Genomic DNA, 14,666 nt, shown 5'->3' on the forward strand with positions numbered 1-14,666 from the left:
GTCACCGGGCCACCTTCTCCCCGACCGCTCCGTCGGTGGCGGTCGTGTCGGCCACCGTCTCGACGGTGAGCGGCGCAAAGGCGACCGGCGCGTCGACGACTGTCCCTTCGGCGGCCGGAATCGGTGTCCGACGGACGAAGAACGCTCCCAACAACACGATCAGGCCGACGACCCCGGCGGTCAGGAAGGCCGCGTGTCCGGCGGACGTGGCCTGGTCGGTGCTGAGCACGCCGGCGTCCCGGACACCGGAACCGATGGTGTAGGCGGAGATGAACACCGCACCGAATGCGGCACCGGCGAGCTGCTGGGCGGTGGCGAACGCCGAGGCACCGTGCGGGTAGAGCTCGGGGCGCAGGCCGCCCATCGCACTGGTCGTGAGCGTCGCCCACATCGCGGCCTGCGCGCTGGTGAAGACCAGCCATGCCACGATCAGCGCGACCACGCTCGTGCTCTCGTCCACCCGGCTGAGGAACCACAGGACGGCCAGCCAGACGATCGCAGCGGGGATCATCAACGGGCGTGGGCCGAAGCGGTCGTACACCCGTCCGCTCGCAGCCGCCACGATCGAGATCGCCGCCCCGCCAGGGATCAGGAAGAGGCCGAGCTGCAGGGTGCTCAGGCCGGTGACATCGGTCAGCACCAGCGGGAGCACGACCAGCAGGCCGATCCCATTGCCCGCGACGAAGAGCATCACCAGGAGAGGCGCGGTGAACGACCTCCGCAGGAAGATCCGCATGTCCAGGAACGCGCTGTCGCGACGCTGCAGGGGAATCTGCCGCAGGACGAACGCCACCAGGCCTACTAGACCCACCGCGAGCGGCAGGTACGGCGAGATCGAGGTGTGCCCGGAGGACGCCTCGCCGATCAGGGAGAGCCCGTAGACCAAGCCGCCGAACCCGAACGCGGACAGCAGCAGCGACGGCACGTCCAGGGCCGCCGGCTCCGGGGTGGTGGTGTCGCGCAGCTTCCACGCGCCCAGTGCCAGGGCAGCAACCGCGAACGGCAGCATCATGATGAACAGCCAGCGCCAGTTCAGTGTGGACAGCACGAGGCCCGACAGCGCCGGCCCGACCGCCGGCGCCACGGCCGGGACGGCCGTGGTGATTGCCATCATCTGGCCGCGGCGACCGACCGGGACCAGGCGCATGGTCGTGGTCATCAACAGAGGCAAGAAGACGGCGGTGCCGGACGCCTGGACGATCCGGCCGGCCACCAGGACACCGAACGTCGGCGCGATCGCAGCGAGCGTCGTCCCGGCGATGAACAGCGACAGCGCGACCAGGAAGACCGTTCGCATGCGGAACCGCCGCATCACGAAACTGCTGGCCGGGATCAGCACGGCCATGGTCAGCAGGAAACCGGTCGTGACCCACTGCCCGGTGCTCGGGGTGACCCCGAAGTCCTCGATCAGCGTCGGGAGTGCGACTCCCAGGAGCAACTCGTTGAGGAAGACGATGAACGTCGAGACGATCAGGATCCCGATGACCAGGGCGACGCCCCGGGGGAGCCGGTTGCCGGAGTGGACCGTCGGTGCCGGAGCGGCGACGTCGAATTCCGCTGGGGCGGTCATGTGCGTACCCGCCGCATCATCTGCGGGATCACGCTCTGCGGGCAGCATCGTGCGAGGTTGTGGGTCCAAGCCATGCGACCATGCTGCAACCTTCACATGGTGTGAATGTCAACTCTGTGCGACGAGCCATCGCTCACATCCGGAAACCTTGACATGGTGGTAACGTCCAGCCGGGGGTGATCATGAAGATCGGTGAGCTGGCGAAACGCACCGAGGTCCCGACGCGCATGCTGCGCTACTACGAGGAGCAAGGGCTGATCACGCCGCGGCGGCAGCAGAACGGTTACCGAGAGTACGACGAGTACCTGGTGGATCGGGTGAAGAAAATCCGCGGTCTGCTCGACTCCGGAATTCCCACCCGCATCATCGGCGACATGCTGCCGTGCCTCAACCAGCCGCAGGAGATCGTGGTCGCCGATCCGGACCCCGAGCTACGCGCGATGCTCGTGCGTGAGCGCGACCGGATGGTCGAGCGCATCGCCCTGCTGGAGCACCATCGCCACGCCCTCACCCAGTACATCGCCGCCATGGACCGATCACTCGACGCCACTACTGGACCGTGATCATCGGCCCGAGAACCTGTGCCCCCCATACCCCGCCAGTCGCACGTTGTCGGCTGGCTGCTCAATGACGGGAACGACCTTGCTCGATCTCACCCCGGACCAGTTGCTCTCCACCACGCGGGCGGTCCGCAAACGTCTCGACTTCACCCGGCCGGTGCCCGACGACACGATCCGCGAGTGCGTGGCGATGGCCCTTCAGGCCCCGTCGGGGTCGAACATCGTGACCATGCGGTTCGTCGTGATCCGCGACGAGGCGAAGCGGCGGGCGGTCGGCGACGTCTACCGCGAGGTGTACGCGGGCTACAAGGCCTCACCGGGTTACCCCGGCAATCCCACCGGTGACGAGGCCCGCGACGCGGTGCAGCGGCGGGTGGCGACCTCGGCCGACTACCTGGGCGAGCACATGGGCGACGCACCCGTATTGGTGCTGGCCTGCAACGAAGGCCCCAACCGGGCGTGGGCGGAGGCCGGCATGAGCAACGTCATCCCTGCCACGTGGAGCTTCATGCTGGCCGCCCGGGCCCGCGCGCTGGGCACCGCGTGGACGTCGATGCACCTCGCCCGCGAGCGGGACGTGGCGGAAATCCTGGGACTCGACTACGAAACGGTCGCACAGGCGGTGCTCACGCCGGTGGCCTACACGAAAGGTACGGATTTCCACCCGGCTCGGCGACCCGCTCCGGACGAGGTCATCCAATGGATCTAGGTGTGGTCACGGCGACCGGGAACGAGGAGGCCGGAGCCGCGACCGGTAAGAGGGTCGAGGAAGGCATGCACGCCGTCCATGCAGACGAGCCTGCGCGACGGCCCGCTCTCCGGCTGGCGGCTAATGGCGGCGGTCCCGAATCAAGCAGGCCAACGCGGCCAGCGACGAAAGGGTACGGGTGACGTTCCAGGCGTTCCAGGTGTCCTCGTAGCCACACTGCCTGGCACGCACCATGGCGACGGGCCGACAGGCGTCATATCCCGTCGGCCCGGCCAGGTGCGCGGGTGTTCAGTCAGCTCCCGGCGAGCGCCTCGGCGAACTGACCGAGGAACGCGTCCTGGACGATCGTCGCGCCACCGGGCACGTCGGCTGGACGGTAGATGAAGCTGTACAGGCTGGGCGAGCGGCCCAGCGTGAACCCGTCGATCGGCACCAGCAGCCCACCGGTGTCGACCATCTTCAGACCCTCGAACGCGTCGAGCACGCCCTGGCGGGTCAGGTCACCTTTCTTGCAGGCCGCGTCGAGCACCTGCTTCATGACCTCACCCATGCCGTAGCCGAAGATCACGCCGGCGCTGGCGCTCTTCTCCTTGGGGTAGGCCTTGGTGTACTGCTCGTAGAGGTCGGGGTGAGCCTCGAAGGTGGACGTCTGCGCCGCCACGTAGAGGTGTGACTTCAGCCAGGGGGCGGTCGGCCCGGCGAGCAGACCCGGCGCGAACACCGGGGCGCTGGAGACGATCGGCACGTCGAGCCCCTGGGCCTGGGAGGCCGCCGCGACGGATGCGAGCTGGGTCGGTGCGACGGTCAGCGCGATCGCGTCGACGCCGCGGGCCTTGAACTGGCTGATCTGGGCGCTCATGTCCTGGTCGGTGGGCTTGATCTGGGCTTCGACGACCTGCAGCTTCTTCACCTTGGCGACGTGGGTGGTGCCCTCCAGGCCGGTCTCGCCGTACTCGCCCTCGAAGTAGATATGGCCGACCGTGTCGCCCTCCTTCAGCATGTTCTTCCGGAAGAGGTAGTCGAGCCCGTTGGACATCTCGACGTCGTAGGTCGGGCCGAGCACCGCGGTGCCGGGGATCTCGGTGAGCCCCTCCCCCAGCGCCGACGGGAAGTTGACGATCTTGTCGGCCACGAAGTCCTTGGCCAGCGCCGCGTTGATCGGGGAGCCGATCGTCTGCTGCATGGCCAGGACGTCCGACTTCATCGAGCTGTAGAGCTGGACGCCCTGCTGGGGCACGTACTGGGTGTCCTGCACGTCGAGCTTCACGGTGTACTTGTCGCAGACCTTCGCGGTCTTCCAGTACAGCGAGTTGCCGTTGGTCATGTCCTTACCGATCGAGGCGAAGACGCCGGTCAGGTCGGTGAGCACACCGAGGGTGATCGTGTCGCCCTCGACGCCGACATCGGTGGCGACGTCCCCGGACCCTCCGTCGGAGCCGTTCTCGGCCTTACTGCTGCACCCGGTGACGATCATCGAGAGCGCGGCCGCGATCGCCGCCACTCGGATCAAGGCTGGTCTTCTCATCAGGTGTGCCCCTTCGCACGTGAGCGGAACGGAATCGGAAGCGGTGGGCGAGTCCGGCAAGGCCCGCCGGCTGGAACAGGACGACCAGGACGATCGCGAGGCCGTAGAGGTAGCGAGCGGCCTCTCCGGCGGCCAGACCGTCCCCACCAGCGCCGGTGACCAGCGGCAACTCGTCCGCATAACGCTGGAGAACCAGTGGCAGGGCCGTCACGAACGCCGCACCCAGGACCGCGCCACCCAGCGACCCGAGGCCGCCCAGGATGACCATCGCGAGGTACTGGATGGAGACGAAGAGTCCGAAGGACTCGGGTGCGACGCTGCCGATCGACAGCGCGTACAGCACGCCGGAGAGCCCGGCGAAGGCGGAGCTGACCAGAAAGGCGCCGGCCTTGTACCGCTGAACGTCGACACCCATGACCGACGCGGCGATCTCGCTGTCGCGGACGGCCTGCAGCGCGGTGCCGGGGCGGCTGNCGGAGCTGACCAGAAAGGCGCCGGCCTTGTACCGCTGAACGTCGACACCCATGACCGACGCGGCGATCTCGCTGTCGCGGACGGCCTGCAGCGCGGTGCCGGGGCGGCTGCGGACGAGGTTGCGTGCGAACAGGAACGCGCCGACGAGGAGGACGAGACCGAGGTACCAGAGCCGTTCGGCCTCGTGGAACGGGACGCCGAGCAGCACCATCCGCGGGGTGTCCGCGAACGGGAAGCCGAACACCGCGAAGTCCGGCACCGAACGTCCGTTGAAGCCACCGGTCACCGACGTCCAGCTGTTGAGGACGTGCTGGCCTCCGAACACGAGCGCCAGCGACGCGACACCGAGGTAGATACCTCGTAGACGGGCCGCCAGCGGGCTGAACATCAGCCCGGCGAATCCGGCCAGCCCCACCGCGACGACCATCGCGAGCACCGGTGACCAGCCCAGGCTGCCGGCGAGGTACGTGTAGCCGATCGCGCCGACCGCGAGGAAGAACGAGTGCGCGAGCGACAGCTGACCGGTGGTCCCCAGCAGCAGGTTCAGCCCGATCGCGCCGACCGCGGCGCCGCAGATCGCGAAGCCTGTCCGGAGCCAGAACTCGTCCACGTAGAACGGGAGAAGCAGCAGCACGATCGCCGGCAGGATCCAGCGCAGCCTAGACACGAGTCATCTCCCGGGTGCCGAACAGCCCCGACGGGCGGACCAGCAGGACGACGATCATCACCAGGTACGGCACCACCGCGCCGAAGCCGCGTCCGAGGAAGAGCAACTGGTCCTGGTAGCCGGCGGCGAGCGCCTCGGCGACGCCGATGAGCAGTCCGCCGGCGAGTGCGCCACCGGTGGAGTCCAGACCGCCGAGGACCGCGGCCGGGATCGCGCCGAGCGCGACCGTGTAGACGGCCGGGCTGACGCCGGGCGTCGGCGAGCCGACCAGGAACAGCGCCGCCACCGCGGCGAGTGCGCCGGCGAGCAGCCAGGCGATCGCCGAGACCCGGCCCTGCCGGATGCCCATCAGCGCTGCGGTGTCGCCGTCCTCGGCCACCGCACGCATCGCCACGCCCCAGCTGGAGAACTTGAACGCGGTGAAGAACCCGCCGATCAGCAGCGCGGCCAGGCCGATCGCCAACGCACGGTTGGTGCTGATCCCGACGTCGCCCAGCCGGACGACGTCGCCGCCCCAGGGGTGCGGGACGTTGAGGATGTCCGAGCCGATCCGCCGGACCAGGTCGGTGAGCAGCAGGATGTCGATGCCGATCGTGACCACCGCGAGGCTGATGTCGGACGATCCCCGCAGGCGGGCGAGCACGAGCCGCTCGATGAGCCACGCCGTCGCGGCGGTGAGCGCCACCCCGGCGAGAGCGCCCACCCAGAACCCGAGTGGCCCCGACAACCGAACCGCCGCGTAGGCGCCGAGCAGCAGGAACGACCCGTGGGCGAAGTTCACCACGCCGCTGGACTTGAAAATGATCACGAAGCCCAGCGCGATCAGCGCGTACATGGCGCCGAGCGAGACGCCGTTCAGCAGTAGCGAGAAGAACTGCGTCATGTCGCCCCCAAGTAGGCCCGGATCACGTCCGGGTCGGACTGCACCTCGTCCGGGGTGCCATCGGCGATCCGGCGGCCGAAATCGAGCACGGTGACCCGGTCGGCCAGCGCCATGACCATCCCCATGTCGTGCTCGACCAGCACGATCGTGATGTCCAGCGCCCCGCGGATGGATCGGATCGCGTCGGCCATCCGATGGGTCTCGTCGGCGTTCATGCCGGCCACCGGCTCGTCGAGCAGCAGCAGACGCGGCTCGGCGCAGAGCGCCCTGGCGGCCTCGACCCGCTTCTGCACGCCGTAGGGCAGCTCCCCGACCGGTGTGGTGAACACGTCACCCAAGTCCAGGAACTCGGCGATTTCGGCGACCCGGGCCGCGTGCTCGCGGCGCTCCCGGCGTTCGCTGGGCAGGCCGAGGCCGCCGCCGAGGAACCCGGTCCGGGTGAGGTGGTGACGGCCGAGCATCAGGTTCTGGGCGACGGTTCGGTGTGCCGAGAGCGCGATGTTCTGGAACGTCCGGGCGACGCCGATGCCGGCGACCTGGAAGGGGCGCATGCGGTCCAGGCGCACCTCGCCGAACCGGACCTGCCCGGCGGCCACCCGGTACACCCCGGACAAGACGTTGAACAGCGTGGATTTGCCCGCGCCGTTCGGGCCGATGACCGCATGGATGGTGCTGGGCTCGACCGTGAACGAAACCCCTTGGAGTGCGACGACCGCGCCGAACCGCACGCTGACGTCGTCGACCTCGAGGCGGTCGATCATTCCGACCACCGGGAGAGAACCGGCTGTTCCTCGGTGCTCTCCGGCCGGACGCCGAGGTAGAGCCGCTTGACGTCGTCGTTGCGGGAAAGCTCGTCGGCGCTGCCGGACAGCGACACGGTCCCGACGTCCAAGACGAACGCGTCCGACGCCACGCGCAGCGCCATCGTCGCGTTCTGTTCGATCAGCAGGACCGACGTGCCCTGCCGGTTGATCTCGGTGATGACCTCTCCGATCTGTCCGATGACCTTCGGCGCCAGCCCCAGCGACGGCTCGTCGAGCAGCAGCAGCCGCGGTCCGGCCATCAGCGCACGGCCGATCGCGAGCATCTGCTGCTCACCGCCCGACAGCAGTCCGCCCCGTTGCGTCCGTCGCTGGGCGAGGATGGGAAACAACTCGTGGACGCGCTCGCGGGCGGCGGCGCGGGCGGCCCGGGACGGGTTGCCCAGGCCGCCGGCGCGGAGGTTCTCCTCAACGGTCAGCCGGCCGAAGATCCGCCGGCCCTCCGGGACGTGCGCCACTCCTCTGCGGACGATGGCTGCGGGGTCCAGCCTGCTCAGGTCGGTGTCGTCGAGGCGGACGGTGCCGCTGTCGATCCGTCCGCCGCGGCTGCGCAGCGCGCCCGAGACGGCCCGCAACAGCGTGCTCTTGCCCGCGCCGTTGCTGCCCAGCACCGCCGCGATCGCGCCGTCCGGCACCGCGAGTGAGATCCCGCGCAGGGCCCGCACCGCGCCGCCATAGGAGACATGGAGGTCGTCAACGGTCAGTGCCACAGAAACCTCCTGGGTGCGGGGTTGCGACAGTGTGTGCGCGGGGATCGCTCGTCATTCGTCGCATGTGGCGTGAAGGGTGACGACAGCACCCCGCCGTCACCCACTCGGTGTGCGGAGTGCACACCCGTCACTCGGCCGGGCAGGCGAATCACCGTCCCGGCGGTCGGCGACGCGTATCGTGCGCGGTTATGGCAGCGCCTGCGGGCTCGAGCGTGTCGGCGCTGGCCGTCCGTCTCCGGAAACGACGCCTCACGGCCCTCACGGCGGAGGTGTCCCAGCAGGTCCTCGCGGCGTTGCCCGAGCTACCCGGCTCCGAGGTCGTCACCGTCGCCGAGATGCGCGAGGCGTGCTCGCTGAGCATCGAGCAGATGCTCTGCGAGCTGACCGGTGAGGACCAACGGATCTCGCTGATCGATACCGGCCGCCGCCGCGCGCAGCAGCGTGTGCCGGTGGAGTGGATGCTGCACAACTTCCGGCTGTGCGCCCGCACGATCTGGCACGGACTGGTCAGGGAGGCAGCCTGCTCCGGCGACGGCGGCGCCCACCAGCTGCTGGAGGAGGCAGCCGTCGTCTGGGACGCGCTCGATCGGGTGTCCACGGTCGTGACCAGGGCCTACCGCATCGAGCGGAAGCGCCTGCGACGCACCGAACAGCGCCGCCGCGAGCAGGTGCTCTCCGCGTTGCTCGAACGAGCACCCACCGCGCACGGCGCCGACGAGGAGGCCGCCGAGGTGCTGGGAATCCCGCCGCGCGGGCCGCGCGTCGTCGTCGTGTCGTCCGTCGGCTCCGGCCACCCGACGACCGCCCTGCGGTCGGCCGGCTACACCTCCGCGTGGGTCACCCAGGGCGCGCGGGACGTCGGGCTGATCGCCTGCGGGGCGGCCGACGACCTGCCGGACCTCACGGCGATCCTGGAAAGATGCCTGCCCGGATCGGTGACCGTCTCACCGCTGATCGACGGTTTCGAGGACGTCGCCACCGCGTACCGGTTGACGGCGCTGGCACTTCGCACGCTGCCCTCCGGGCACCAGGGCATAACCCGGGTGACCGACCGGCTGCCGCACACGATGATCGCCGCGGCGCCGGAGGTGTCCGACGTCCTGGTGCGGCACACGCTCGGCGGCCTGCTCACGATGCGCGCCGGAGACCTGGAGATCTACCTCGCCACGCTCGAGGCGCTGGTGGACGCCGACGGCTCGTTCGCCGCCGCAGCCCGCAAGCTGTACTGCCATCGAAACACCGTGCTCAAACGGGCACACCGCATCGAGGCGTTGACCGGCAGGAAGCTGACCAGCACACGAGCGCTGTTGGAGCTGTATCTCGCGGTGCTGGCCGTGCGGATGGACACGGCTCCCATGAGGCCGTGTCGAGACCTTTCGCGTCACGACGGGTAACGCGGCGTCCAACCCAGTTCCCGCCGGGCCTTGGTGCTCGAGAACCCGTGTCCCTCAACCATCATGTCCGGGAAAGCGGGGGTAGCTCATCTACTCGTCAATCATGTGCCCGGCGTGTGGCGGCAGATCTGGTGCGACCACACGCCGGGCTTGCGGCGCACCACGGTCGGCGGGGACCGGCGGCAGCGTCAGGGACCCTGGGTCAGGGTGAGGTGGTGATGGCGACCATCTCGCGCAGCCACGGCCAGGTCGCCGGGCCGACCTTTCCGTCCTCGACGAGGCCCGCGTCGAACGCCAGGTTCATGTGCCTCTGGAACGCCTTCGCTTTGGCCCGCGAGTTGGTGCCGAAGATGCCGTCGATCGTGCCGGGCGAGTAGCCGTACGCCTTGAGCAGGCACTGGGCCTCGATGCCGGCGTTGGACACGCCGGTCGACGACGGCTGCACGGTGTTACCCGAGTAGTAGCCGGCGTAGGCGTAGATGCCCCGCTCCGAGTAGCGGCACGTGTAGGCCGCGGCCGCCGGGCTCGAGGGAAGCACGGCGAGGCCGCCTCCCAGTGCGAGGACGGCCGCCGCCACGGCGACGCGCTTGCGCATGGTCATTCCGACTCCTTGAACTGTGGCTCGCCCGAGAGCTGTGGGTCAGTCGCGCGGCGGCCTGAGCCTGCTAAGCCGGGTTAGCGTAAACCGCGCGTCCGATCTGGACGCGAGCTTTCGTCCGATCTGGAGCGCGCTCGGCGTCGAGCGTGTGCCGTTCGCCTCCTACGCCCAGGATTTCGGCAGCCGGTTCTTCCTGAGGGGTCGGAACCGTCTGAACCGGGCAGTCCGCGCGATGGACGACGACCAGGCCGGCGTTCCGCGCGGATGCCAGCAGTAGCGCCGCGGGTCGGTCGTGGCCTACCTCGACGCGTACGGCCACGGCCGGATACCTCGCCCGCCACCCGGTCGGTGAGCTGCGCTTCGACCAGCGGTGGCCGCGTGGAGGAGGTCGTCCGCGTGGGCCACCACGACCGGGCACAGGGCGTGCGCGGAGGCCTCGGTGGAGACGGATCCGAGCATCGCGCCCGCCATCGGGCGAGGCCGCGGCACCCGACCCGTTGAGTCTCCCCACACACCGGTGGCAATTCAGACCTCTAAGCCTGCACGCGGGGCGGTGGGTACGAGCAGGAGGTTGAGCAGGGCGGCCGAGACGCCGACTATCCAGGCGAGGTCGACGTAGTGGCAGAACATCGCACCGATGTACGTCGGCCCGCCCCACGCGTTGCCCGTGAAGTTGGGGTCGAGCCCGGCCGTGACCTGGACACCCGCCCGCCAGCAGCTGAAGAGCATGATCGCGACGAGCGGGACGGCGGCGACGCGACGCAGCATCCGGCCGCGCCCACCGGCGCGGAAGGTGACCGCCAGCCGCGCGGCGGCCCGGCGGCCCAGCGGGGCGACCAGGGTGCTCGCACCCCTGCGTCGGACCACGAGGAGAAGCACCAGGGCGCCGACGGCCGTCAGGAACAGGTGGGGAAGCCATGCGTAGGTGCCGGGCACCGGCCCGAGCTCGGGTCCGCGGTAGAGGTATATCGCCCCTCCGAACACGCTGCCGGCCAGCGCCAGGCCGCCGGCCGTCCCCGCCACGACGCGCGACAGGCGCCAGGCCGGCACACCGGAAGGGCTGGTCGGGGCCCGGCTGGAGCGAGCCCGGTTCCTGCTGGGGATATCTGAAGTAGTCATACCCGGAGGGTCGCCCAGCAACTGCCCGCGGCGCGTCACACCGGAGAGCTGTCTTGACGGTCCGAGTCACCCCTGGGAGTGACGCCCGAAACGCTCCCATCTCACCGATCGCCTGCGCCCCGTCACGAGCGCGATGGCGAGCGATCAGCGCATCACGCCGAGCCTCCCGTAAGCCCTCTTCGAGACCATCGGATCGCGAAGAGACAGACACAATACTGCCCGAAAAAGGGGTCTTGCAGGTCACGAGACTGTACTGACCAGGTGCTCTACCGCGCTGCCGTCGCTCGCTCCACATCCATGACCGCGGGCCCGCGCTCGCGTGCACCCTGCAGGCGGACTCGATGGCGGAGCCGAGTTCGGTCGCTTAACTCAAGAGCCCTGGGGCAATCAAATGATGAGCACTGCGACCCGGGCGTTACCGAAGTCAGCGTGAGGAGCCCCATGAGCGAGCACGTGTATCGGCTCAGCGAGATCGTCGGCAGTAGCGGAACCAGCGTGGACGACGCGATCCGAGTGGCGATCCGCAGAGCCAACCAAACCGTGCGGAACCTCGAATGGTTCGAAGTCGGCCAGATCCGCGGTCACATCGAGAACGGCGAGGTAGCTCACTTCCAGGTCACGTTGAAATCGGGTTCCGGCTCGAGGATTCATGAGTCGACGGTCGTCACGACTCCCGTCCGCTCCGGCAGCCGGGCGTCGCACTGGCCATCGGCTCTATCAGAGCCTCCAGACATGCCGGGGGGTTCAGACCGGTCGACACCGACGCTGAGGGAGAACCGACGAACTGATGGGACCCCGCCATGCAGCAGAGCAGCACGCCGACGACCGCTGTCGGCGGGACGGCAGTTAGATCGGTCGGCGCCGACCCAACCGTGGCCCATGCTCTGCCTGTTCCCGGAGGTGCGACTATGTGGTGGGTGGCCTGGCGCCTGGTTGACACGAACGGTGCTCCGCTCGGACGGGCGGCCTCGCGGACGGACGTCGGGATCATCGTGAAAGACTGATCGCATGGCCCTTCTCGTCGAGGTTCACGTTCCGCTCCCGGCCGGGTCAGAGCCGTTCGACTGGATTGACGAGGTCGAGGATTTCTTGTTTCAGCTGGAGGAGGCCGACGATCTCGAGGTCTTCGACGACGGCGAGCAGTTCGGGGAGGTGTACGTGTTCTTCCTTGCGGGGGCGACTGAGGACGCTTTGCTGGCCGCAGCGCGCCGGACCGCCGCGCTCGAGGGTGTGCCCGCAGGGGCTTTCGCGATGATCACTGACACCGAGGCCGGGGAATTTGGCATGGGCCGACGCGTGGACCTCTCCCGATAGGTAGCGCCAACCCTGCGTGCTGAACCTCCTTCAGAAGTAGTGGTCGTGCGTGTGGCGGGTGGGTAGCGCGCAGCGATCCTGGGCATCGGTCGACAGCGCCCGGCCGCGGCCGGGCGGGCCGCCGTCCGCGCTGTCGGCACCGACTGCGACCCTCTACACCAGACTGGACTTGGACCGCGAAGGAAGTAGCTCGATGGCGCAGCCGATTGACCCCCGTCAGCTCCGTCCGCGACGCCGCTGGTACGGCGTCGCGATCTTCATCGCGGTCCTGTTCATCGCTCTCGGCATCGGCGGCATGACCATCGCTTACCTCAGGACGGAGAATACCTACCCGGATTTCCAGACCTACTCCGGCAAAGAGCCATCTTTAATAGAGATTGCGCCCCGTCGGGAATATGCCCTATACGTGCCCGAAAACGCTTCCTGGATCTGCACCATTGATTCGGAAACCGTGAAGCCCCTCGACGAGGAACCCTTGGAGTTCACGCGCGATGGCCAGCGATGGGTCCATGTGGAGACCATGGTCTCCCGCGTTTCGGGCACCTACTCCGTGCAGTGTGAGGCCCCGACCTTCGGGTTCGGCGACCCGCCGCCGTACAACCGGTACCGGCTCCAACTTGGCAGCGGCGTGGCGGCGCTGCTGGGCTTGCCCTGCCTCGGCCTCACCATCTGCTTCGTTCTCGCCTTGGTGACCGGGTTGCGTCGAGGCCGCCACAAACTGCGGCTACAGGCAGCGCGGACGGCCACGACGCCCAATTCCGGCCCGCTCGACCCGACCTGGCCCGGCTCGGCCCAGCCCGGCCCTGGCGGCTCAACCGAGCGCTCTACTTACTGAGCCGCCCGTGACTTCCCCTCCACTTCCGACAGTGCGCCGCCGTCCGGCGTCGATTGTCGTCGCGGTACTGATGATCGGTTTGTTGGTGGTCTACTCGGTGATCGGTGCCGTCCTGGCTGTCCTGAATGACTCCGGGGGAAGCGGCGCGAATATCATCACGACCTTTCTCGCATTCGTACTCGGCGTGGCGCTGTGGCAAGGCACCCGGGTGGGATGGATCGTCGCGCTGGCGATCGGCGTCATCCGGCTTCTGCTCACTGGGCTGGCGTTCCTCGTCGGCGACGACCCGAACGGTGGGTGGATCTTCGCCGTCATCGGGATCGTGATCGGGATGCTGCTCGTGGTGGCGCTGCTGCTACCGGCGAGCCGCGACTACTGCTGGGGGCAGAAGCCCGGCCTCTAGGCTCAACGCGGGGCCACGCGCAAGACCGGCCAGCCGATCTCCGTCCGCCAAGCGGACGGGTCGGCCGTGTCGCGCGGGCCCACCAGGTAGATCTCCCGCACCGACCCGGCCACCGCCAGAGCATTGGCCACCACCCAGGCGCCCAGTTCGCCGTAGGTGACGTCGATGTCGTCGTGCTCGCCGACGTGGGTGGTGACCGCGAGCTCGACGGCCGGCAGAGTGACCGGGTGCACCCGGCCGCTGCGCGGCGGTTCCGCCGTCGGCCGGTATACGAGGAGGTGCCCGCCGCCGTCCTCGAACAGCGCGTTGTCGTAGAGCCCACCCGGAGCACCGGTCGGCTGGCGGACCACGGCGTCCAGCTCGGCCATGGCGCCGGCGTACCAGCCGAGTACCTCCTCGTGCGCCACGTCGTCCTCGACCGCGGCCACCGTCGTCGCCGGGACCGTGCGGAGCTCGACACCCAACGGAGCCGGGTCCGGCCGGAGCAGCCGGCGCAGCGACATCACCGCGGCGCGCGTCCGGTCCAGCTCCGACTCGAGTCGTTGCAGGTGATCGGCAACGAGAGCGGCACGTGCCCCGGGATCGCAGGCGTCAGGGCCTGGCTGCGACGCTGGCGCTGATGAGACAGAAGGGGTGGCCGGAGGGGTCCAGGAGCACCGCGTACGCGGGATCGTCCTCGTCCTGGAATTCCGCGAGCCGCGCTCCAAGGCGCTGCGCTTGGCCGATCGCCGTGTCGAGATCTTCGACGATGAAGTCGAAGTGATGCTGCATGGGCACCTCCATCGACGGCCACGTCGGTGCCCGGTGCCCCTCCGCCCGGTGGAAGTTCAACCGCAGTCCGCCGGCTTCCACGCCGGTCCAGTCGGGCTTTCGATGGGTGACTCGTCCGCCCATCAACCCGATGTAGAACTCCGCCATCGACTCTGGGTCCGCACACTCGATGGACTGCGCGACCCACTGGACGATCGGCGTCGGCTGCGTCATGGCGATCATGCTGGCAGGTTGCGTCTGCCCTCTCCAAGCCAGCGGGTCAGCACAGAACACATCGAATTTCTGACGCGCGCTCATCAGCGTAAGACGTTTC

The 14,666-nt window shown here is 68.9% G+C and carries 16 protein-coding genes and 1 pseudogene; 7 read left to right on the forward strand and 10 right to left on the reverse strand.

The window, feature by feature from the left end; genetic code table 11:
- Position 1: 1 nt before the first annotated feature.
- Positions 2-1,570, reverse strand: coding sequence for an MFS transporter (locus ABEB28_RS18935; protein ID WP_345729448.1), 1,569 nt, complete (start codon positions 1,568-1,570; stop codon positions 2-4).
- Positions 1,571-1,752: 182 nt separating this feature from the next.
- Here ABEB28_RS18935 and ABEB28_RS18940 point away from each other — a divergent pair, with 182 nt between their 5' ends.
- Positions 1,753-2,133: a MerR family transcriptional regulator gene (locus ABEB28_RS18940; protein WP_345729480.1), complete on the forward strand. Its 381-nt coding sequence runs from the start codon at positions 1,753-1,755 to the stop codon at positions 2,131-2,133.
- A 64-nt stretch (positions 2,134-2,197) separates the two neighbouring features.
- Entirely contained in the window at positions 2,198-2,839 is a 642-nt protein-coding gene (locus ABEB28_RS18945; protein WP_345729449.1) for a nitroreductase family protein, read from the forward strand.
- 292 nt (positions 2,840-3,131) lie between these two features.
- Here the strand turns inward: ABEB28_RS18945 and ABEB28_RS18950 are convergent, their stop codons facing one another.
- The 5 genes from ABEB28_RS18950 to ABEB28_RS18970 all read right to left on the reverse strand — a co-directional run bounded on the left by ABEB28_RS18950 (position 3,132) and on the right by ABEB28_RS18970 (position 7,919).
- Positions 3,132-4,364 carry an ABC transporter substrate-binding protein gene (locus ABEB28_RS18950; protein ID WP_345729450.1) on the reverse strand — a complete coding sequence of 411 codons (1,233 nt, stop codon included), beginning with the start codon at positions 4,362-4,364 and terminating at the stop codon, positions 3,132-3,134.
- The gene (locus tag ABEB28_RS18955) at positions 4,288-5,505 is read right to left on the reverse strand and encodes a branched-chain amino acid ABC transporter permease (RefSeq protein WP_345729451.1); all 1,218 of its coding nucleotides are present in this window, start codon (positions 5,503-5,505) and stop codon (positions 4,288-4,290) included. The genes ABEB28_RS18950 and ABEB28_RS18955 overlap by 77 nt, the downstream gene beginning before the upstream one ends.
- Positions 5,498-6,388, reverse strand: coding sequence for a branched-chain amino acid ABC transporter permease (locus ABEB28_RS18960; RefSeq protein WP_345729452.1), 891 nt, complete (start codon positions 6,386-6,388; stop codon positions 5,498-5,500). The genes ABEB28_RS18955 and ABEB28_RS18960 overlap by 8 nt, the downstream gene beginning before the upstream one ends.
- On the reverse strand, positions 6,385-7,149 hold the full coding sequence (locus tag ABEB28_RS18965) for an ABC transporter ATP-binding protein (protein WP_345729453.1): 765 nt from the start codon (positions 7,147-7,149) through the stop codon (positions 6,385-6,387). The genes ABEB28_RS18960 and ABEB28_RS18965 overlap by 4 nt, the downstream gene beginning before the upstream one ends.
- Positions 7,146-7,919: an ABC transporter ATP-binding protein gene (locus ABEB28_RS18970; protein WP_345729454.1), complete on the reverse strand. Its 774-nt coding sequence runs from the start codon at positions 7,917-7,919 to the stop codon at positions 7,146-7,148. Before ABEB28_RS18970 ends, ABEB28_RS18965 begins: the two co-directional genes overlap by 4 nt.
- A gap of 188 nt (positions 7,920-8,107) precedes the next feature.
- Here ABEB28_RS18970 and ABEB28_RS18975 point away from each other — a divergent pair, with 188 nt between their 5' ends.
- On the forward strand, positions 8,108-9,313 hold the full coding sequence (locus tag ABEB28_RS18975) for a PucR family transcriptional regulator (protein WP_345729455.1): 1,206 nt from the start codon (positions 8,108-8,110) through the stop codon (positions 9,311-9,313).
- Positions 9,314-9,515: 202 nt separating this feature from the next.
- Here ABEB28_RS18975 and ABEB28_RS18980 read toward each other — a convergent pair whose 3' ends face one another.
- Both ABEB28_RS18980 and ABEB28_RS18985 read right to left on the reverse strand, forming a co-directional pair.
- Positions 9,516-9,914 (reverse strand): peptidoglycan-binding domain-containing protein, encoded by a 399-nt coding sequence (locus tag ABEB28_RS18980; RefSeq protein WP_345729456.1) that lies wholly within the window; start codon positions 9,912-9,914, stop codon positions 9,516-9,518.
- Positions 9,915-10,436: 522 nt separating this feature from the next.
- The gene (locus ABEB28_RS18985; RefSeq protein WP_345729457.1) at positions 10,437-11,030 is read right to left on the reverse strand and encodes a hypothetical protein; all 594 of its coding nucleotides are present in this window, start codon (positions 11,028-11,030) and stop codon (positions 10,437-10,439) included.
- A gap of 441 nt (positions 11,031-11,471) precedes the next feature.
- On the opposite strand from ABEB28_RS18985, the gene ABEB28_RS43170 reads away from it, so the two are divergent.
- The 4 genes from ABEB28_RS43170 (at position 11,472) to ABEB28_RS19005 (ending at position 13,582) form a co-directional block, all read left to right on the forward strand.
- Positions 11,472-12,026: a dodecin gene (locus tag ABEB28_RS43170; protein ID WP_425558968.1), complete on the forward strand. Its 555-nt coding sequence runs from the start codon at positions 11,472-11,474 to the stop codon at positions 12,024-12,026.
- A 12-nt stretch (positions 12,027-12,038) separates the two neighbouring features.
- Positions 12,039-12,344: a hypothetical protein gene (locus tag ABEB28_RS18995; protein WP_345729458.1), complete on the forward strand. Its 306-nt coding sequence runs from the start codon at positions 12,039-12,041 to the stop codon at positions 12,342-12,344.
- Between the two features lie 193 nt (positions 12,345-12,537).
- The gene (locus ABEB28_RS19000) at positions 12,538-13,179 is read left to right on the forward strand and encodes a hypothetical protein (protein ID WP_345729459.1); all 642 of its coding nucleotides are present in this window, start codon (positions 12,538-12,540) and stop codon (positions 13,177-13,179) included.
- A 31-nt stretch (positions 13,180-13,210) separates the two neighbouring features.
- Complete coding sequence (locus ABEB28_RS19005) at positions 13,211-13,582, forward strand: hypothetical protein (RefSeq protein ID WP_345729460.1); 372 nt, start codon at positions 13,211-13,213, stop codon at positions 13,580-13,582.
- A 2-nt stretch (positions 13,583-13,584) separates the two neighbouring features.
- On the opposite strand, the pseudogene ABEB28_RS19010 reads toward ABEB28_RS19005, so the two are convergent.
- Both ABEB28_RS19010 and ABEB28_RS19015 read right to left on the reverse strand, forming a co-directional pair.
- A pseudogene (locus tag ABEB28_RS19010) lies at positions 13,585-14,166 on the reverse strand (GyrI-like domain-containing protein); the annotation flags it as partial.
- Between the two features lie 7 nt (positions 14,167-14,173).
- The coding region (locus ABEB28_RS19015) for a VOC family protein (protein ID WP_345729461.1) at positions 14,174-14,666 on the reverse strand (493 nt) is incomplete at its 5' end.

It is taken from the genome of Cryptosporangium minutisporangium (assembly GCF_039536245.1).
Lineage (GTDB): Bacteria > Actinomycetota > Actinomycetes > Mycobacteriales > Cryptosporangiaceae > Cryptosporangium > Cryptosporangium minutisporangium.